At 63.4% G+C, this 13396-nt stretch carries 17 protein-coding genes; 9 read left to right on the forward strand and 8 right to left on the reverse strand.

From position 1 onward, the window contains the following. Nucleotides 1-46: 46 nt before the first annotated feature. The 3 genes from BSY16_RS17355 to BSY16_RS17365 all read right to left on the reverse strand — a co-directional run bounded on the left by BSY16_RS17355 (nt 47) and on the right by BSY16_RS17365 (nt 1877). Nucleotides 47-406, reverse strand: a complete 360-nt coding sequence (locus tag BSY16_RS17355) for a response regulator (RefSeq protein ID WP_069060827.1) — start codon at nt 404-406, stop codon at nt 47-49. Nucleotides 407-563: 157 nt separating this feature from the next. Continuing rightward, on the reverse strand, nt 564-1109 hold the full coding sequence (hpt, locus tag BSY16_RS17360; protein WP_069060828.1) for a hypoxanthine phosphoribosyltransferase: 546 nt from the start codon (nt 1107-1109) through the stop codon (nt 564-566). Nucleotides 1110-1208: 99 nt separating this feature from the next. After that, nucleotides 1209-1877: a hypothetical protein gene (locus tag BSY16_RS17365; RefSeq protein WP_069060829.1), complete on the reverse strand. Its 669-nt coding sequence runs from the start codon at nt 1875-1877 to the stop codon at nt 1209-1211. A gap of 199 nt (nt 1878-2076) precedes the next feature. On the opposite strand from BSY16_RS17365, the gene ftsE reads away from it, so the two are divergent. From ftsE to BSY16_RS17385, 4 genes are all read left to right on the forward strand, one after another. Continuing rightward, the gene (ftsE, locus tag BSY16_RS17370; RefSeq protein WP_083242940.1) at nt 2077-2739 is read left to right on the forward strand and encodes a cell division ATP-binding protein FtsE; all 663 of its coding nucleotides are present in this window, start codon (nt 2077-2079) and stop codon (nt 2737-2739) included. After that, nucleotides 2732-3739, forward strand: a complete 1008-nt coding sequence (locus BSY16_RS17375; RefSeq protein ID WP_069060831.1) for a cell division protein FtsX — start codon at nt 2732-2734, stop codon at nt 3737-3739. The genes ftsE and BSY16_RS17375 overlap by 8 nt, the downstream gene beginning before the upstream one ends. Nucleotides 3740-3823: 84 nt before the next feature. Continuing rightward, nucleotides 3824-4540 (forward strand): YdcF family protein, encoded by a 717-nt coding sequence (locus BSY16_RS17380; protein WP_069061603.1) that lies wholly within the window; start codon nt 3824-3826, stop codon nt 4538-4540. Between the two features lie 77 nt (nt 4541-4617). Beyond that, a complete protein-coding gene (locus BSY16_RS17385; protein WP_069060832.1) occupies nt 4618-5406 on the forward strand; it encodes a lysophospholipid acyltransferase family protein in 789 nt (262 codons plus the stop codon). Here the strand turns inward: BSY16_RS17385 and BSY16_RS17390 are convergent, their stop codons facing one another. Beyond that, nucleotides 5407-5958, reverse strand: coding sequence for a gamma-glutamylcyclotransferase (locus BSY16_RS17390; RefSeq protein ID WP_069061604.1), 552 nt, complete (start codon nt 5956-5958; stop codon nt 5407-5409). 182 nt (nt 5959-6140) lie between these two features. On the opposite strand from BSY16_RS17390, the gene BSY16_RS17395 reads away from it, so the two are divergent. Continuing rightward, nucleotides 6141-7148, forward strand: a complete 1008-nt coding sequence (locus BSY16_RS17395; protein ID WP_069060833.1) for a DUF2125 domain-containing protein — start codon at nt 6141-6143, stop codon at nt 7146-7148. Here BSY16_RS17395 and BSY16_RS17400 read toward each other — a convergent pair. Together BSY16_RS17400 and BSY16_RS17405 are read right to left on the reverse strand one after the other, a co-directional pair. Beyond that, nucleotides 7145-8080 (reverse strand): prephenate/arogenate dehydrogenase family protein, encoded by a 936-nt coding sequence (locus BSY16_RS17400; RefSeq protein WP_069060834.1) that lies wholly within the window; start codon nt 8078-8080, stop codon nt 7145-7147. The genes BSY16_RS17395 and BSY16_RS17400 overlap by 4 nt on opposite strands. Before the next feature lie 64 nt (nt 8081-8144). Continuing rightward, complete coding sequence (locus BSY16_RS17405; RefSeq protein WP_069060835.1) at nt 8145-8894, reverse strand: class I SAM-dependent methyltransferase; 750 nt, start codon at nt 8892-8894, stop codon at nt 8145-8147. Nucleotides 8895-8985: 91 nt separating this feature from the next. Here BSY16_RS17405 and gloB point away from each other — a divergent pair, with 91 nt between their 5' ends. Then, nucleotides 8986-9756, forward strand: coding sequence for a hydroxyacylglutathione hydrolase (gloB, locus tag BSY16_RS17410; RefSeq protein ID WP_069060836.1), 771 nt, complete (start codon nt 8986-8988; stop codon nt 9754-9756). Then, on the forward strand, nt 9756-10178 hold the full coding sequence (locus BSY16_RS17415; RefSeq protein WP_069060837.1) for a cupin domain-containing protein: 423 nt from the start codon (nt 9756-9758) through the stop codon (nt 10176-10178). Before gloB ends, BSY16_RS17415 begins: the two co-directional genes overlap by 1 nt. Nucleotide 10179: 1 nt before the next feature. Here BSY16_RS17415 and yddG read toward each other — a convergent pair whose 3' ends face one another. Then, nucleotides 10180-11058, reverse strand: coding sequence for an aromatic amino acid exporter YddG (gene yddG / locus BSY16_RS17420; RefSeq protein ID WP_069060838.1), 879 nt, complete (start codon nt 11056-11058; stop codon nt 10180-10182). Between the two features lie 35 nt (nt 11059-11093). Continuing rightward, nucleotides 11094-11870: a DUF3108 domain-containing protein gene (locus BSY16_RS17425; RefSeq protein WP_150129990.1), complete on the reverse strand. Its 777-nt coding sequence runs from the start codon at nt 11868-11870 to the stop codon at nt 11094-11096. A gap of 257 nt (nt 11871-12127) precedes the next feature. Between BSY16_RS17425 and rpmB the strand changes: the two genes are divergently transcribed. Both rpmB and BSY16_RS17435 read left to right on the forward strand, forming a co-directional pair. Then, nucleotides 12128-12427 (forward strand): 50S ribosomal protein L28, encoded by a 300-nt coding sequence (gene rpmB / locus BSY16_RS17430; protein ID WP_069060840.1) that lies wholly within the window; start codon nt 12128-12130, stop codon nt 12425-12427. A 171-nt stretch (nt 12428-12598) separates the two neighbouring features. Continuing rightward, entirely contained in the window at nt 12599-13237 is a 639-nt protein-coding gene (locus tag BSY16_RS17435) for a VUT family protein (protein WP_069060841.1), read from the forward strand. The last annotated feature ends 159 nt before the right edge of the window (nt 13238-13396 follow it).

Consider the following 13396-nt stretch of genomic DNA (forward strand, 5'->3'; position numbering starts at 1 on the left):
ATGAAAACCGGACGCGATCCGCGTCCGGATTGGTTTCCAGCAGCGATCAGGCGGCGAGCGCCTGTGCTACGGCGCGGCGGATGTCCGGCAGGCTGAAGGGCTTGCTCACCACGTCGACGATCTTGCTCGCAAGGTCGTCCGCGCGCTCGCGCTGCTCGGCATAACCGGTCATCAGCAGGATCTTCAGCGCCGGGTGGGCAGCGGATGCCTTGTGGGCAAGCTCGATGCCGTCCATCACGGGCATGCGGATATCGGAAAGCAGCAGGTCGAAGCCGCCCTCTGTCAGGGCGTCCAGTCCGGCCGCACCATCCGGCGCCTCGACGGTTTCGTGGCCGTCCAGCCGCAGGGCACGCGCCACGAAGATTCGAAGGGAATCTTCGTCTTCAGTGATCAGGATCTTCGCCATCATTTTCCCTTTCGGACCGTCCATCCGGCCTCGTCTATTGACGAAAAGACCAGACTTTCCTTGTCGATCGGTAAACGGCGCGTGGAGGAATCTGCGGTGGACTTTTGCGCGACGCAATTCCGGACGCAAAACTGCTCAGCACTTTTGCTGGAATTGCTCAGTCCGCGTCGCCCGTCACGATGCCGACGAAGGGTAGTTCGCGGAAGGCATAGGCCACGTCCATGCCGTAGCCGACGACGAAATAATCCGGGCATTCGAAGCCGACATAATCGGCCTCCAGATCGGTCTTGCGCTTCTCGCGCTTGTCGAGCAGCACGGCGATGGTGACGTTGCGCGCGCCACGCTCATACATCAGTTCCTTGGCAAAGGTGAGCGTGCGGCCGGATTCGAGAATATCGTCGATCAGCAGGATATCGCGACCATGCACGTCGCTATCGATGTCCTTGATGACCTTCACGCCCTGCGACACGGTGCCCGTGCCATAGCTCGACAGCGTGATGAATTCGACTTCCGGTGCGAGGCCTACGGCATGCAGTGCACGCGTCAGGTCGGCGGCGAAGATGAACGATCCCTTGAGGACGGCGATGACGAGGAGGTCCTTCGTCGGGCCGCTTGCGATCTGGGCTGCCAACTCTTCATTGCGCTTGGCGATCTGCCCGGCATCATAGAGCGTTTCGATCTTCTTTCCGCGAACAATATGCATTGTGAGGCGGCTCCTTGGTAACATCAAGGCAATTCCAGCAAAGCGCGAAACGGTTTTGCGCCGGGAATTGCGGAGAAACAAAGCAGCCGATTAGCACAGTCAGTTGGCCGGTGCACCCTCGCCGGCCAGGGAAACCGAGACTTTCGGCACTTTTCCGCCGCCATGCGGAATGCGCAGTGCGAAGTGTTCGCTGCCACCGGCCGCAATTGATTCTCTATCGAGGGCGACGCGCCGAGACGTGCCGGCCGTGTCGAAGGCGATGTCCAGCGGCGGGATGGACTGCGTGCCGCTGCTGACATTGTCGATCCGGCCATAAACGGAAAGCACCTTCATGCCGTTCTGGTCCTCCACTGTCGCCACAACGTCGGTGACACGAAGGGGCGTCGTTGGCTCGGCTGTTGGCAGGGCTGCCTTCAGCGCGGAGAGGCCGCCGGCATAGGCGAAGACAAAGATGACGCTTGCCGTGACGAGGCCGGCGAAGGCGCGGCCGGAGAGAAGCTGCAAGCCGGCCTCGCAGAGCCGCGCGCTTGCCGCTGCGGTGCGAACGAAGAGATGTTTTGACGCGGCGCGGGACGGTGTCGGACGAACCGTGCGATGATTGTCGTTGGAGGTTCGCGCGCTGCCGCTACGGATGACGACGAAATCGGCATCGACCACTTCCAGGCGGGCGACGGGACGTTGGCCGTGCTTCTGGGCGGGTGCCTTGGGTTCCGGCGGCAGGAGGTCAATGCGGCCCTGTGCCGGTTTTTTCGCTCTGAAGGCGTTCATCGTGAACTCCTCGCTTGGCCGGTTTCCGCGCAAAATCATCCGCGAAAAGTCGGGCATTGAATGAAATCCTTACGAAACGTAAACCATACTGGTTAATGCTTCGGAAACCCGACCGTGAAAGAGCCGCTTTCCTATGCGACCTCCGCTAAGGTGCCGCTGACGCGGGCAAGGATGACCGTTTTTAGAACCGGATTGGCCATTGATTCATTTCGAGAATGTCGGACTGCGCTACGGAATGGGGCCGGAGATTCTCCGCGACCTGACTTTCGATATTCCGCACCGCTCCTTCCAGTTCCTGACGGGACCATCCGGTGCCGGCAAGACGACGCTGCTGCGCCTGCTGTTCCTGTCGTTGCAGCCGACGCGCGGCATCATCCGCACCTTCGACCGGGAAATCTCGACCATCCCGCGCGACGAGCTGCCGATGCTGCGCCGGCGCATCGGAATCGTCTTCCAGGATTTTCGCCTGCTCGACCACCTGACCACCTATGAGAACGTCGCGCTGCCGCTCCGGGTGCGCGGCAAGGACGAATCGAGCTATCGCGCCGATGTGCTCGAGCTTCTGAAATGGGTCGGCCTCGGCGAGCGAATCAACGTGCTGCCGGCGGTGCTGTCCGGCGGGGAAAAGCAGCGTGCGGCAATCGCGCGTGCCCTCATCGACCGGCCGGAACTGCTGCTCGCCGACGAGCCGACCGGCAATGTCGATCCGCCGATGGCGCGTCGCCTGCTCAGCCTCTTCCTGGAACTGAACCGGCTCGGCACGGCCGTCGTGATCGCCACGCATGATCTGTCACTGATGGATCAAGTGGACCAGGCGCGGCGCATGATCCTCTCGCAGGGACGGCTCGACATCTATGACTGATACCCCCCGCGAAACCGCCGAGGATGCGCAGCCGGCCCGCCGGCTGGAAATGCGCGTGCGCCCGACGGCCCCCATCGTGCCGCCTTCGAATGTCTCCGGCAATGCGCTGATGCTGGTCATCGCCATCATGGCCTTCCTCGCCTGCCTTACCTTCGGCGCGGTCAACATGGTGCGCGCGACGGCATCGAGCTGGCAGAGCCAGATTTCCCGCGAGATCACCATCCAGATCAAGCCGGACGATGCGCTCGACATGGAGCAGGCGCTGAAGGATGCACGCGATCTGGCGCTCACCTTCTCCGGTACCCGTGACGGCACCATCGTCGACAAGGCGGCGACTGCCCGCCTGTTGGAGCCGTGGCTCGGCGAGGGGCTGAACCTCGACGAACTGCCGGTGCCGCGCCTCGTCATCGTCACCATCGACGAGCAGAGCCCGCCGGATTTCGCGGCCATGCGCACGGCGCTGGCGCAAAAGATCCCAACGGCCTTCCTCGATGACCACCGCACCTGGGTGGACCGCCTCGTCGCCATGGCACGCACCACCGCCTTCATCGGCACGGGCGTGCTGGTGCTCGTCTTCTCCGCCATGGTGCTGACGGTGGTCTTTGCGACGCGCGGTGCGCTGTCCGGCAACCGGCACATTGTCGAGGTGCTGCATTTCGTCGGCGCCGAGGCAAGTTTCGTCGCTTCCGAATTCCAGAAGCATTTTTTGAAGATCAGCCTCAAGGGCTCGTTTGCCGGCGGTTTTCTGGCGGCGCTGTTTTTCGCGATTGCCGGTTTCTGGCAGGGACGTTCGATCGCAACCCCGCAGAGCGACCAGGCGACGGCGCTCTTCGGCACGTTTTCCATGGGGCTCACCGGCTATCTCGGCATTGCCGGGACGATCGTCGTCATTGCCCTGCTGACGACGCTGACGGCCCGCTTCACGGTGATGCGGACCATCCACGAAATCGACCTCATCCGCTCCGACCCGTCACGAACGGACCAGCTGCCGGACACATGACGCGGGAAAAATGATGCAAGACGGGCGGACCATCGCCGCGAAACGGACTAGCCGTTGCCGCAATCGGATTCTATGGACGGAATCATGAACGCGCTGGAACGGGCAAAACCGGATCTGCCTCAGGGCGTCCGGCCGGAAGGAGAGGGGCGGCGCCGACGCAAAGGCCCCGTCCGGCTCGCCGTGCGCGTCGTTCTGGCCCTCATCCTGATTGCGGCCATAGCAGGGGCCGGCGGTTTCCTCTATTTCGCCGAAACCGTGGCCTCGATGGAGGCGCCGCAGGATCCGAAGGCCGATGCGATCGTCGTTCTGACCGGCGGCTACCAGCGCATCGACAGCGCGATCGGCCTGCTCAAGCAGGGTGCCGGCCAGCGGCTGCTGATTTCCGGCGTGAACCCCACGACGAGCGGCACGCAGATCCGCAAGCTCACGCAGAGTTCGTCGGCGCTCTTCGAATGCTGCGTCGACATGGGCTATGAGGCGGTGGATACGATCGGCAATGCCAACGAAACGGCGCGCTGGATCAGCGATCACCAATTCCGCCGGGTGCTCGTCGTCACCAACAATTACCACATGCCACGTAGTCTGCTGGAACTGCGGGTCAGCGACCCGCAGACGGAATTCATCGCCTATCCGGTCGTCAATTCGGACCTCAGGAACGGCAACTGGCTGCGCCAGCCCGGCGTGATGAAGGCGATGCTGTCGGAATATCTCAAGTACAGCCTGGCGCGTATCCGGGCGGTGATCGGTGCGCGAAGCTGGTCGGGTCTTCGTGGTGATATGTCGGGCCTGTCCGGCAGCTGAGATCGCTGCGACGGGAGTTTCCCCGCCCCGGATTATCGTGTAGGTCGAGAGCACGTGTTCCGCTCACAGGCTGCCCGATGATCGTTTTCCGTTCCGTGCTTTTCAATGCCGTCTTCTACCTGAACCTCATCGGACAGATGATCATCATGACGCCGGCCTATTTCCTGCTGCCGCGCAAGAAGGCCTATGGCGTCGCGAAGAACTGGGCGAAGAGCAACCACTGGCTCTTCGACAAGATCGTCGGGACAACCTTCGACGTCGAGGGCCTGGAGAATGTCCCGCAAGGCAGCTACATCGTCGCGCCGAAACACCAGTCTTTCTGGGACGCCTATGCATTGCTGCCGTGGTTCGACGACCCGCTCTATATTCTGAAGCGCGAACTGACCTGGATCCCGCTGTTCGGCTGGTATCTGAAGAAGCAGCGCATGGTGCCGGTCAACCGCAACGCGCGCGGCAAGGTGATGGCGGCTGTCATGGAGCAAACCAAGGTGGAGATGAAGGCTGGCCGCCAGCTCATCATCTATCCGGAAGGCACCCGCCGTCCGCCGGGCGCGCCGCCGGAATACAAATACGGCATCGCCCGCCTTTACCGCGATCTGCAAGTCCCGGTCGTGCCCGTCGTCATGCATCCGGGGCTGTTCTGGCCCCGGCGCAAGTTCATTCGCTATCCCGGCCATTTCAAGGTGCGTATCCTGCCGCCGATCGAACCCGGCATGGATCCGGATGCCTTCCTCGCCCATCTCATTGAGGTGATGGAAACGGCAAGCGACCAGCTGTTGATCGAAACCGTCGCGGGGAATCCGAAGCTGCCTCTGCCGCCGACCGCCGTGCAGCGGCTGGCGGAGCTGAAGGCGCATGCCGCCTGATCAGGCCGGCGAAGCGATGTAGAGGTTTTCCGCGGCGCGACCGACATCTTCCAGCCAATGGTCGCGGATGCCCATCTCGCGCAGGTGGATGAGCGTGTTGCGCACATAATCCATGTTGTGACCGGATTTCCCGATCGAGGCGCTGACGGTGCGCGCCGCTTCCTCGATCGTCAGCGAGCCGGCAAATTGCTGGTGCGCACGGTCGCAGATATAGACGAGCGTCGTGATGCGGCGTCCGTCGCCGAGCGTCGCGGAAAGCGTGCGCTCCTTGTAGACATGGGTCACCAGTTCCCGCTCGCGCAGGTAGTCGACCACGGCTTCATACTTTTCCGGCGCGATGCGGAAGGCGACGCCGCGGCAGGAACCGCCGCGGTCCAGCCCGAGCACAAGGCCCGGCCTCTCCTCCGTGCCGCGATGCACCCAGGAACGCACGCAGAGTGAGCGGCGGAAGCCGAAGAGGTGTGCCGGCTGCCGTTCCTCGAACTCGAAGCCCGGATTCCACATCAGCGATCCGTAGCCAAAAACCCAGAATTCGTTCATATCCACCGTCACTTGGACCATTTCCAGAGCACTTCCGCGTTTCTCCGAACCGAGAAAGCGCTCTATCCCTTGTTTGTCGTAGCCGCGAACGCAAAACCGCTTCGCACTTTTGCTGCACATACTCTAAAAGCCGCCGCAATTGCCGGCTTTGACGCCGTATCGGCAAATTCTGTCCGTCACCATTGGAGAACAACATGGCATCGTCAAGCCACGCCGAGACATCGGGCGTCACGCGCAAACTCGTCCGGCTCGCCATTGCCGTCGTTCTCTTCATCGCGCTCTATACGGGTGCATGGTTCTATGCCGCAAGCTGGTTGAAGGACACACTCAACCAGCAGCTTGCCGCATCCGCGCAGGGCATGCATTCCGTTTCCTGCAGCAACCTTTCCGTCCGCGGCTTTCCGTTCCGCATCGGCCTCTTCTGCGATTCGGTCGGTGTCGATGATCGTCCCTCCGGGCTGTCGGCGACCTTCGGAGCGATTCGCTCTGCCGCGCAGGTCTACCGGCCGGGTCATGGCGTCATCGAGATTGATGGGCCGGCGCAGGTGCGCGTCACGCCGGATCTCGTCTTCGACGTCGACTGGGATCGGATGCGCGCCAGCGCCGCCGCCTGGACGAACGGCCTCGACCGGGCGTCGATCGCCTATGACGGGCTGAAGGGCCGGCTCAATGTGCCGTCGGAAGCTGTCTCGATCGGCATTGCCGCGACGCATGGCGAAAAACATATCCGCCAGTCGGGCGAAGCGCTCGACATTGCCGCGTCGTTCGATGCGCTGTCGCTCGATCTCGGCGATCGGGTGCTGCCACCGCTCGATGTCACCGCCGACCTGACGATTGCGGATGCGGCCAAATGGGTTTCGGCCGAGGGGCCGCCGGCCGACGTGCCGCTCGGGGCAAGCGTGGAGCTGCGCCGTCTGTCGCTCGATCTCGGCGACGGCAAGGTCGCGACGCTGTCCGGCCCGCTCAAGGTGGGGGATGACGGCTATGTGTCCGGAACGCTCGACCTCGACATTGCCGGCATCACGGTCTGGCGCGATCGCATTTCCGAGGCCTTTCCGGAAATCGCGGAGACGGCGGCGCAGGTTGCGCAGGTCATCCAGGGCTTGTCGACGGGCGGGGATCGTGCCGTGGTGAAGCTGAACGTTCAGGACGGAACCGTCTATCTCGGCCTCTTCCCGATCGCCTTCATCCCGCCGTTCTAAGCCTGATCTTTCTTGTCGGCGGAGGGGCGGCCGAAGTTCGGCGCTGCGGTATCCTGGCCGGCATCGATGATCGAGCGGCGGATGGCGCGGGTGCGGGTGAAGAGGTCGAACAGCTTTTCACCATCACCCCAGCGGATGGCGCGCTGGAGATAGGCGAGGTCTTCGGAAAAGCGCGCCAGCATTTCCAGGATGGCATCCTTGTTGTGCAGGCAGACGTCGCGCCACATGGTCGGATCCGAGGCGGCAAGGCGCGTGAAATCGCGGAAACCCGAGGCGGAGTACTTGATCACTTCCGATTCCGTCACCGTCTCCAGGTCATCTGCCGTGCCGACGATGTTGTAGGCGATGATGTGCGGCAGGTGGGAGACGATGGCGAGCACCTTGTCGTGGTGCTCCGTACCCATCTCGTCGACCTTCGAGCCGAGCGCCTCCCAGAAGGCGGCGAGCTTGCGCTTGGCTTCCTTGTCGGTGCCGTGCACCGGGGTGAGGATGCACCAGCGGCCCTGGAAGAGTTCGGCGAAACCGGCATCCGGGCCGGAATGCTCCGTTCCCGCCAGCGGGTGGCCGGGGATGAAATGCACGTTTTTCGGCATATGCGGCAGCATCTGTGCCACGACCGATGCCTTGGTCGAGCCGACGTCGGTGACGATGGCGCCGGGCTTGAGGTGCGGCGCGATCTCCTCCGCCACCTTGCCCGAGGCGCCGACGGGCACCGAGACGATGACGAGGTCTGCCCCTTCGACGGCCGCGCCGCCATCGTGCACATAGTCCGTGCCGAGATCCAGTTCGCGGGCGCGGTCGAGCGTCTCCTGGCTGCGGCTGGAAATGGTGACGTTTTTGGCGAGGCCTTTTGCCTTGACCGCACGGGCGATGGAGGAGCCGATGAGGCCGATACCGATCAGCGCGATCTTGTCGAAATGTCCGTCCGTCATGCCCGTCGCCCTTCTTTGCCGCTGGGCTTCGCTCTAGCGGGCGGCTTGGCGTTTGTCGAGGGGATCAGCGCGGCGCGCGCTCGCGGGTCGTCGGCACGCCCTGTGGGGCCAGCACCGGCACGAAGACGCGCCGCGAGGCACGGGCCGCGACCGGCAGGCCCTGATAGAGCCGCTTCTGCGCTTCCACGATGATGACGCCGGAAAACATCGGCCAGAGCATGCGCCCCAGCCGCTCGAAGGCGCCGCGCAGCTTCTGCACGCTGCGCAGTTTCGAGGGCGGGAAGAACAGGGCTTCCGCGCTGGCACCGGGCGTGAAATTGGTCTCGCGCAGCAGCGCGGTCAGCTGGCGGCGGGAGTAGGGTCGGCCGGACCCGAAGGGCGTGTGCTCCATGCGCGCCCACACGCCGCGCCGGTTCGGCACGACGATGACGAGGCGGCCGCCCGGCGCCAATACGCGCCACAGTTCCTTCATCGTCTCGCGCGGATTTTCGGCAAATTCCAGCGAGTGCACCATCAGCACGCGATCGACGGCGGCGTCCGGCAGCGGCAGTTCCTCGTCGAAGACCAGCGCCGTCGAGGACAGCTCGCTCGGCGGCCAGTTCACGGCGCCCTGGCCGGCCGGCATGAAGGCGAAGGTGCGCTCGGTGTCTGCGCGAAACCGCTCGAGATAGGGCACGGCATAACCGAGCCCGACCAGCCGCTCATCCGGCAGGCGCGCCCAAAGCGAGGTGAGCGCCATGGCGATCGAATGATCGGCGAGGCGGCCAAGCGGGGAGTGGTAGAATTCGCGGAGGTCGACGATATCGGCATGCATGGCCTGAATGTGAGCGATGCGCCGATGGACTTCAAGGCCGATTGCCTTACATTCCCGCCGACCGCCCGACCGATGTGACGAGGAGCCTGCCATGACCCCGCTGGAAATCGACCTTTTTGCCTGCCGCAGCGACAATTTCGGCGTGCTGCTGCACGATCCCGTGACGGGTGCCACCGCGAGTATAGATGCGCCGGAGGAAGGGCCGATCCTCGATGCACTCGCCCGCAGGGGCTGGACGCTCAGCCACATTTTCACGACGCATCACCACAACGACCATATCGAAGCGAATCTCGCGCTAAAGGCGCGTTTTGGCGCCACGATCATCGGGCCGGCGCGCGAGGCGCCGCGTATTCCTGGCATCGACCGGAAAGTGGATGGCGGCGACAGCTTTGAATTCGCCGGGCGCCGTGTCGAGGTCATCCTGACGCCTGGCCATACGTTGGGGCATATCTGCTTTCACCTGCCCGACGACAAATTGCTGTTTGCCGCCGATACGCTTTTTGCGCTCGGCTGCGGCCGGCTGTTCGAGGGTACGCCGGCGCAGATGTGGGAGTCGCTATCGAAACTTGCCGCGCTGCCGGATGAAACCACCGTCTATTTCGGGCACGAATACACGCTCTCGAATGCCCGGTTTGCCAAAACCATCGACCCGGACAATGCGGCGCTTCTGACGCGGGTCGCGGAGATCGAGGCCTTGCGGGTGGCAGAGGCTTTCACGGCGCCCACGACGATCGGGCTGGAGAAAGCGACGAACCCGTTCCTGCGCGCTGCCGATCCGGCCATCCGCCACCATCTCGGCATGGAAAAGGCGAGCGATGCGGAGGTTTTTACCGAGATCCGCGCACGCAAGGACAGGTTCTGATGACGCCGGCGGAGATCATCGCGACACTCGGCATGGAGCGCCATCCGGAGGGTGGCTGGTACGTGCAGACATTCCGGGATGTCGATGGCGGGGAGCGCGGGCATTCGACGGCGATCTACTATCTCTTGGAGAAGGGCGAGCGCTCGCACTGGCACCGGGTGCGGGATGCCGTCGAGATCTGGCACCACTATGCCGGCGGGCCGCTGGCGTTGTCGCTGAGCGACGGCAAGAGGTCGGCGGACGTGCAGGTGCTGGGACCGCATCTTGCCGCGGGCGAGCGCCCGCAGCTGATCGTGCCGGCCAACTGGTGGCAATCGGCCGAGCCGCTTGGCGATTGGACATTGGTCGGCTGCACGGTCTCGCCCGGCTTCGTCTTCTCGTCCTTCGAGATGGCACCGCCCGGCTGGGCGCCGGGCGTCTAGCTCAGGCGGTCGCGGCACGCCGGCGCAGGATCATGTCCTTGGCGGCGAGCACCGCGCCGCCGGTGACCAGCAGGCAGGCAAGGCCGATGCGCCAGGACGGCTCGGCAAAGCCGCTGAGGATCAGCACCAGTGTCGAAAGCAGCGGTGCGGCATAGCTTGCGGCGCCAAGAATCTGGATGTCGCCGTTCTTCACACCGAAATCCCAGGCATAGAAGGCAGCACCGACCGGCAGCAGGCCAAGGCCGGCGACGGCGAGCCATTCGAAATTCGTCTGCGGCCAGACGGTAGTCTCCAGCATCAGGTGGCAGAGCAGCGAGAGGATCGCGGTGGCGAGGCAGAAGCCCGTTACCACGTCGGTCGAGACCGCCTCGAAGCGGCGTGTAAGCAGTGAGTAGCCCGACCAGGTAAAGGCGCAGAGGAAGGCCGCACCATAGCCCACCAGATAGGCTTCGTCGAAGGCAAAGCCGTTGCGGCCGACGATCAGCACTGTGCCGCCGAGGCCGAGGAAGGCGCCGACGACATGGTTCCACTTCAAGGTCTCACCCGGCAGCAGTGCGGAGCCGACGACGATGAGCAACGGCCAGAGATAGGCGATGAGACCCGCCTCGACAGCCGGGGCGTTTCTGAGCGCGGTGAAATAGAGGAAGTGATAGCCGAACAGGCCGAGAATGCCGGTGACCCAGACCTTGGCCGGTTGCCGGAGAAGGCGCATGCGCTCCGGGCGCGCGGCAAGAACGATCAGGCCGGGCAGGCTGCCGATCAGGAAGCAGACGGCGGAAAGCTGGAAGGGCGGCATCTTGCCGGAGGCCGCGGTGAAGAGCGCGAGCAGCGACCACATCAGGATCGCCGAAAAACCAATCAGGGTTGCGCGCGTCTTCAAGGCTTATCACTCCCGGTCCATCGACCGGGGACATGTCAGCCGCCGAAGCGCGTGGCCGAGACGGTGACAGGTCCGAGCCTGGTCGGAATCTGTACATAGACCGGAGCATATACATTTGCCCCGTCGGCCTTGGCAAACCAGATTTCCATCGTGTTCAGCTTGCGCAGATATTCCACGTCGTCGCGGCCCTTGCGGTAGCCGGACTTCGGCACGAAGCGGATGCCGCAGACGACGGCCTCGCCCTCGAATCCCTTGGTGGAATAGGACTTGGTGCCCTTGGAGGTCAGCTTCAGGTCGAGGCGCGATTCGCCGTCGAAGATCGGCAGCGTCTTCGGGCAGATGCGGCTGCCCTCCGGAATGATCAGGCCGGAGATCGGGTCGAGCACCGCGCGCATGTCGGCGTTGGAGACGGGGACCCAGTTCTTCGGCTTGCGACGCGGCGGCACCATGCTGGCCGTGATGACGTTGCCGTTGCGGAAGGTGACGTCTATGGCGCGGCTGCGCTTGCCGCTCTTGTAATTCACCGAATAGCTGGTTGCGTGCAGCCGGCCGCGGCTGACGATGCCGGAAACCGATGTCGTGCCCTTGGTGCTGGAAAAGATGTCGGCAAGGCCCGCCGATTGCATGCTGCCGGAAATCGTGTAGCGGTCGCCGTTGAAGGCCGAGCGGAAGGTCGCGGTGGCGACCGGCAGGCCGGAGAGGCGGATACTGTAGTCCGTGCGGTGCTCGATTTCGGCCGACGAAAGCGGTGCCGCGCTGACCACAAGGGCAAGCGACATCAAAGCGCCAGCAATCCAACCCCGCCCGTTCATCTGCACTGCTCCCATAGACACGCTCCGCCTAGCCCGTCATTGCGGCGATTCTGCGCCACGGCGCATTCTCGATCTGCTTGCTATTGCCTGCAAATCATGGCTTTTGGCAACTGAATTCAAGGTGAACGGCAGGTTTGGCTTGACGTCGCCGGTGAGTGTGACTATAGAACCGCGACTTCTCAAAAAGGCCAGATGGACTGCGGCCGGTTTCGGTGCCGGAAACGTATTGTCCAGAACCAAGAAAAAATAGGTGTACCATGTCCCGTAGTTGCGAATTGACCGGCAAGGGCGTCCAGTCGGGCAACAATGTGAGCCACGCAAACAACAAGACGAAGCGCAAGTTCCTGCCGAACCTGTGCAATGTCACGCTGATTTCCGACGCCCTCGGCCAGCGTTACCGTCTTCGCGTTTCTGCTGCGGCCCTGCGCTCCGTCGAGCACCGCGGTGGCCTCGATGCCTTCCTGCTGAAGGCCAGCGAGAACGAACTGTCGATGCGCGCTCGTCTGCTGCGCCGCCAGATCGCCAAGAAGACCGCTGCCGCTGCAGTTGCTGCCTGATTTCAGGCGCTAAGCTCAAGCGTTTTCATTGAGGCTTGACCGGTTGCCGGGCAGGCCTCAATGCTGTGCGTTGTGCTTTTACTTCTCCGCAGTTCCGGACGGAAAACCGCCTCACACTTTTCCCGGAATTGCTTCCATCCTCCAGCTGGTGGCATCACCCAGGGTAAAAAAATGCAAGCGAACCGCATTACGTTTTTCTATGTTCTCCTGATGACGGCTGTCGTCGTCGCCTCGAACGTGCTGGTGCAATACCCGCTTTCGGGTACGCTGCTGGGCATCAATCTCGGCGACCTCCTGACCTATGGTGCCTTCACCTATCCGGTCGCCTTCCTCATCACCGACCTCACCAACCGCCAGTTCGGCCCGCGCATCGCGCGCCGCGTCGTTGTCGCCGGTTTCCTGGTCGCTGTGGTCTTCTCCTTTGCCGTCGCCTCGCCGCGCATCGCGATTGCCTCGGGCTCGGCGTTCCTGCTCGGCCAGCTGCTCGACATCTCGGTCTTCAACCAGCTGCGCCGGCAGACCTGGTGGCGCGCGCCGCTGATCGCCTCGCTGTTCGGCTCGGCGCTCGACACGGTGATCTTCTTCTCCTTCGCCTTTGCGCCGGCCTTCGCCGCCTTCGGGCCGAACGATGCCTTCGCGATCGAATGGGCGCCGGTGCTGGGTGTTCTCACCGCGGAAGCCCCGCGCTGGATCTCGTGGGCGCTTGGTGACTTCTCCGTGAAGGTGCTGGTCGGCTTCGTCATGCTGCTGCCCTACGGCGCGCTGATGAGCAAGCTGAAGCCGATGCCGGGTGTCGAAAAGACCGTTTGAGACGGGTGTAAGAGCCGCTTGTAAGGGATAGGGTCATCGCATCACGCATCCCACGTCATCCTCCGGCTTGACCCGAGGATCCACATCCGCGACGTGCTGGTGGATGGTCGGGTCACCATGACGGAGGAGAGGTTTTTTGACCTCCGCCAGAAGCTAAGT

Origin of the sequence: Sinorhizobium sp. RAC02, assembly GCF_001713395.1 — a bacterium.
In the GTDB taxonomy this organism is placed as follows: domain Bacteria; phylum Pseudomonadota; class Alphaproteobacteria; order Rhizobiales; family Rhizobiaceae; genus Shinella.

Bases quoted from the DNA above. Each gene is read 5' to 3' on its own strand.
- rpmB (WP_069060840.1), top strand. From the start codon at position 12,128: ATGTCCCGTAGTTGCGAATTGACCGGCAAGGGCGTCCAGTCGGGCAAC.
- BSY16_RS17405 (WP_069060835.1), bottom strand. From the start codon at position 8,894: ATGCATGCCGATATCGTCGACCTCCGCGAATTCTACCACTCCCCGCTT.
- gloB (WP_069060836.1), top strand. From the start codon at position 8,986: ATGACCCCGCTGGAAATCGACCTTTTTGCCTGCCGCAGCGACAATTTC.
- BSY16_RS17385 (WP_069060832.1), top strand. From the start codon at position 4,618: ATGATCGTTTTCCGTTCCGTGCTTTTCAATGCCGTCTTCTACCTGAAC.
- BSY16_RS17400 (WP_069060834.1), bottom strand. From the start codon at position 8,080: ATGACGGACGGACATTTCGACAAGATCGCGCTGATCGGTATCGGCCTC.
- BSY16_RS17435 (WP_069060841.1), top strand. From the start codon at position 12,599: ATGCAAGCGAACCGCATTACGTTTTTCTATGTTCTCCTGATGACGGCT.
- BSY16_RS17395 (WP_069060833.1), top strand. From the start codon at position 6,141: ATGGCATCGTCAAGCCACGCCGAGACATCGGGCGTCACGCGCAAACTC.
- BSY16_RS17380 (WP_069061603.1), top strand. From the start codon at position 3,824: ATGAACGCGCTGGAACGGGCAAAACCGGATCTGCCTCAGGGCGTCCGG.
- BSY16_RS17355 (WP_069060827.1), bottom strand. From the start codon at position 406: ATGGCGAAGATCCTGATCACTGAAGACGAAGATTCCCTTCGAATCTTC.
- BSY16_RS17365 (WP_069060829.1), bottom strand. From the start codon at position 1,877: ATGAACGCCTTCAGAGCGAAAAAACCGGCACAGGGCCGCATTGACCTC.
- BSY16_RS17415 (WP_069060837.1), top strand. From the start codon at position 9,756: ATGACGCCGGCGGAGATCATCGCGACACTCGGCATGGAGCGCCATCCG.
- BSY16_RS17375 (WP_069060831.1), top strand. From the start codon at position 2,732: ATGACTGATACCCCCCGCGAAACCGCCGAGGATGCGCAGCCGGCCCGC.
- BSY16_RS17425 (WP_150129990.1), bottom strand. From the start codon at position 11,870: ATGAACGGGCGGGGTTGGATTGCTGGCGCTTTGATGTCGCTTGCCCTT.
- hpt (WP_069060828.1), bottom strand. From the start codon at position 1,109: ATGCATATTGTTCGCGGAAAGAAGATCGAAACGCTCTATGATGCCGGG.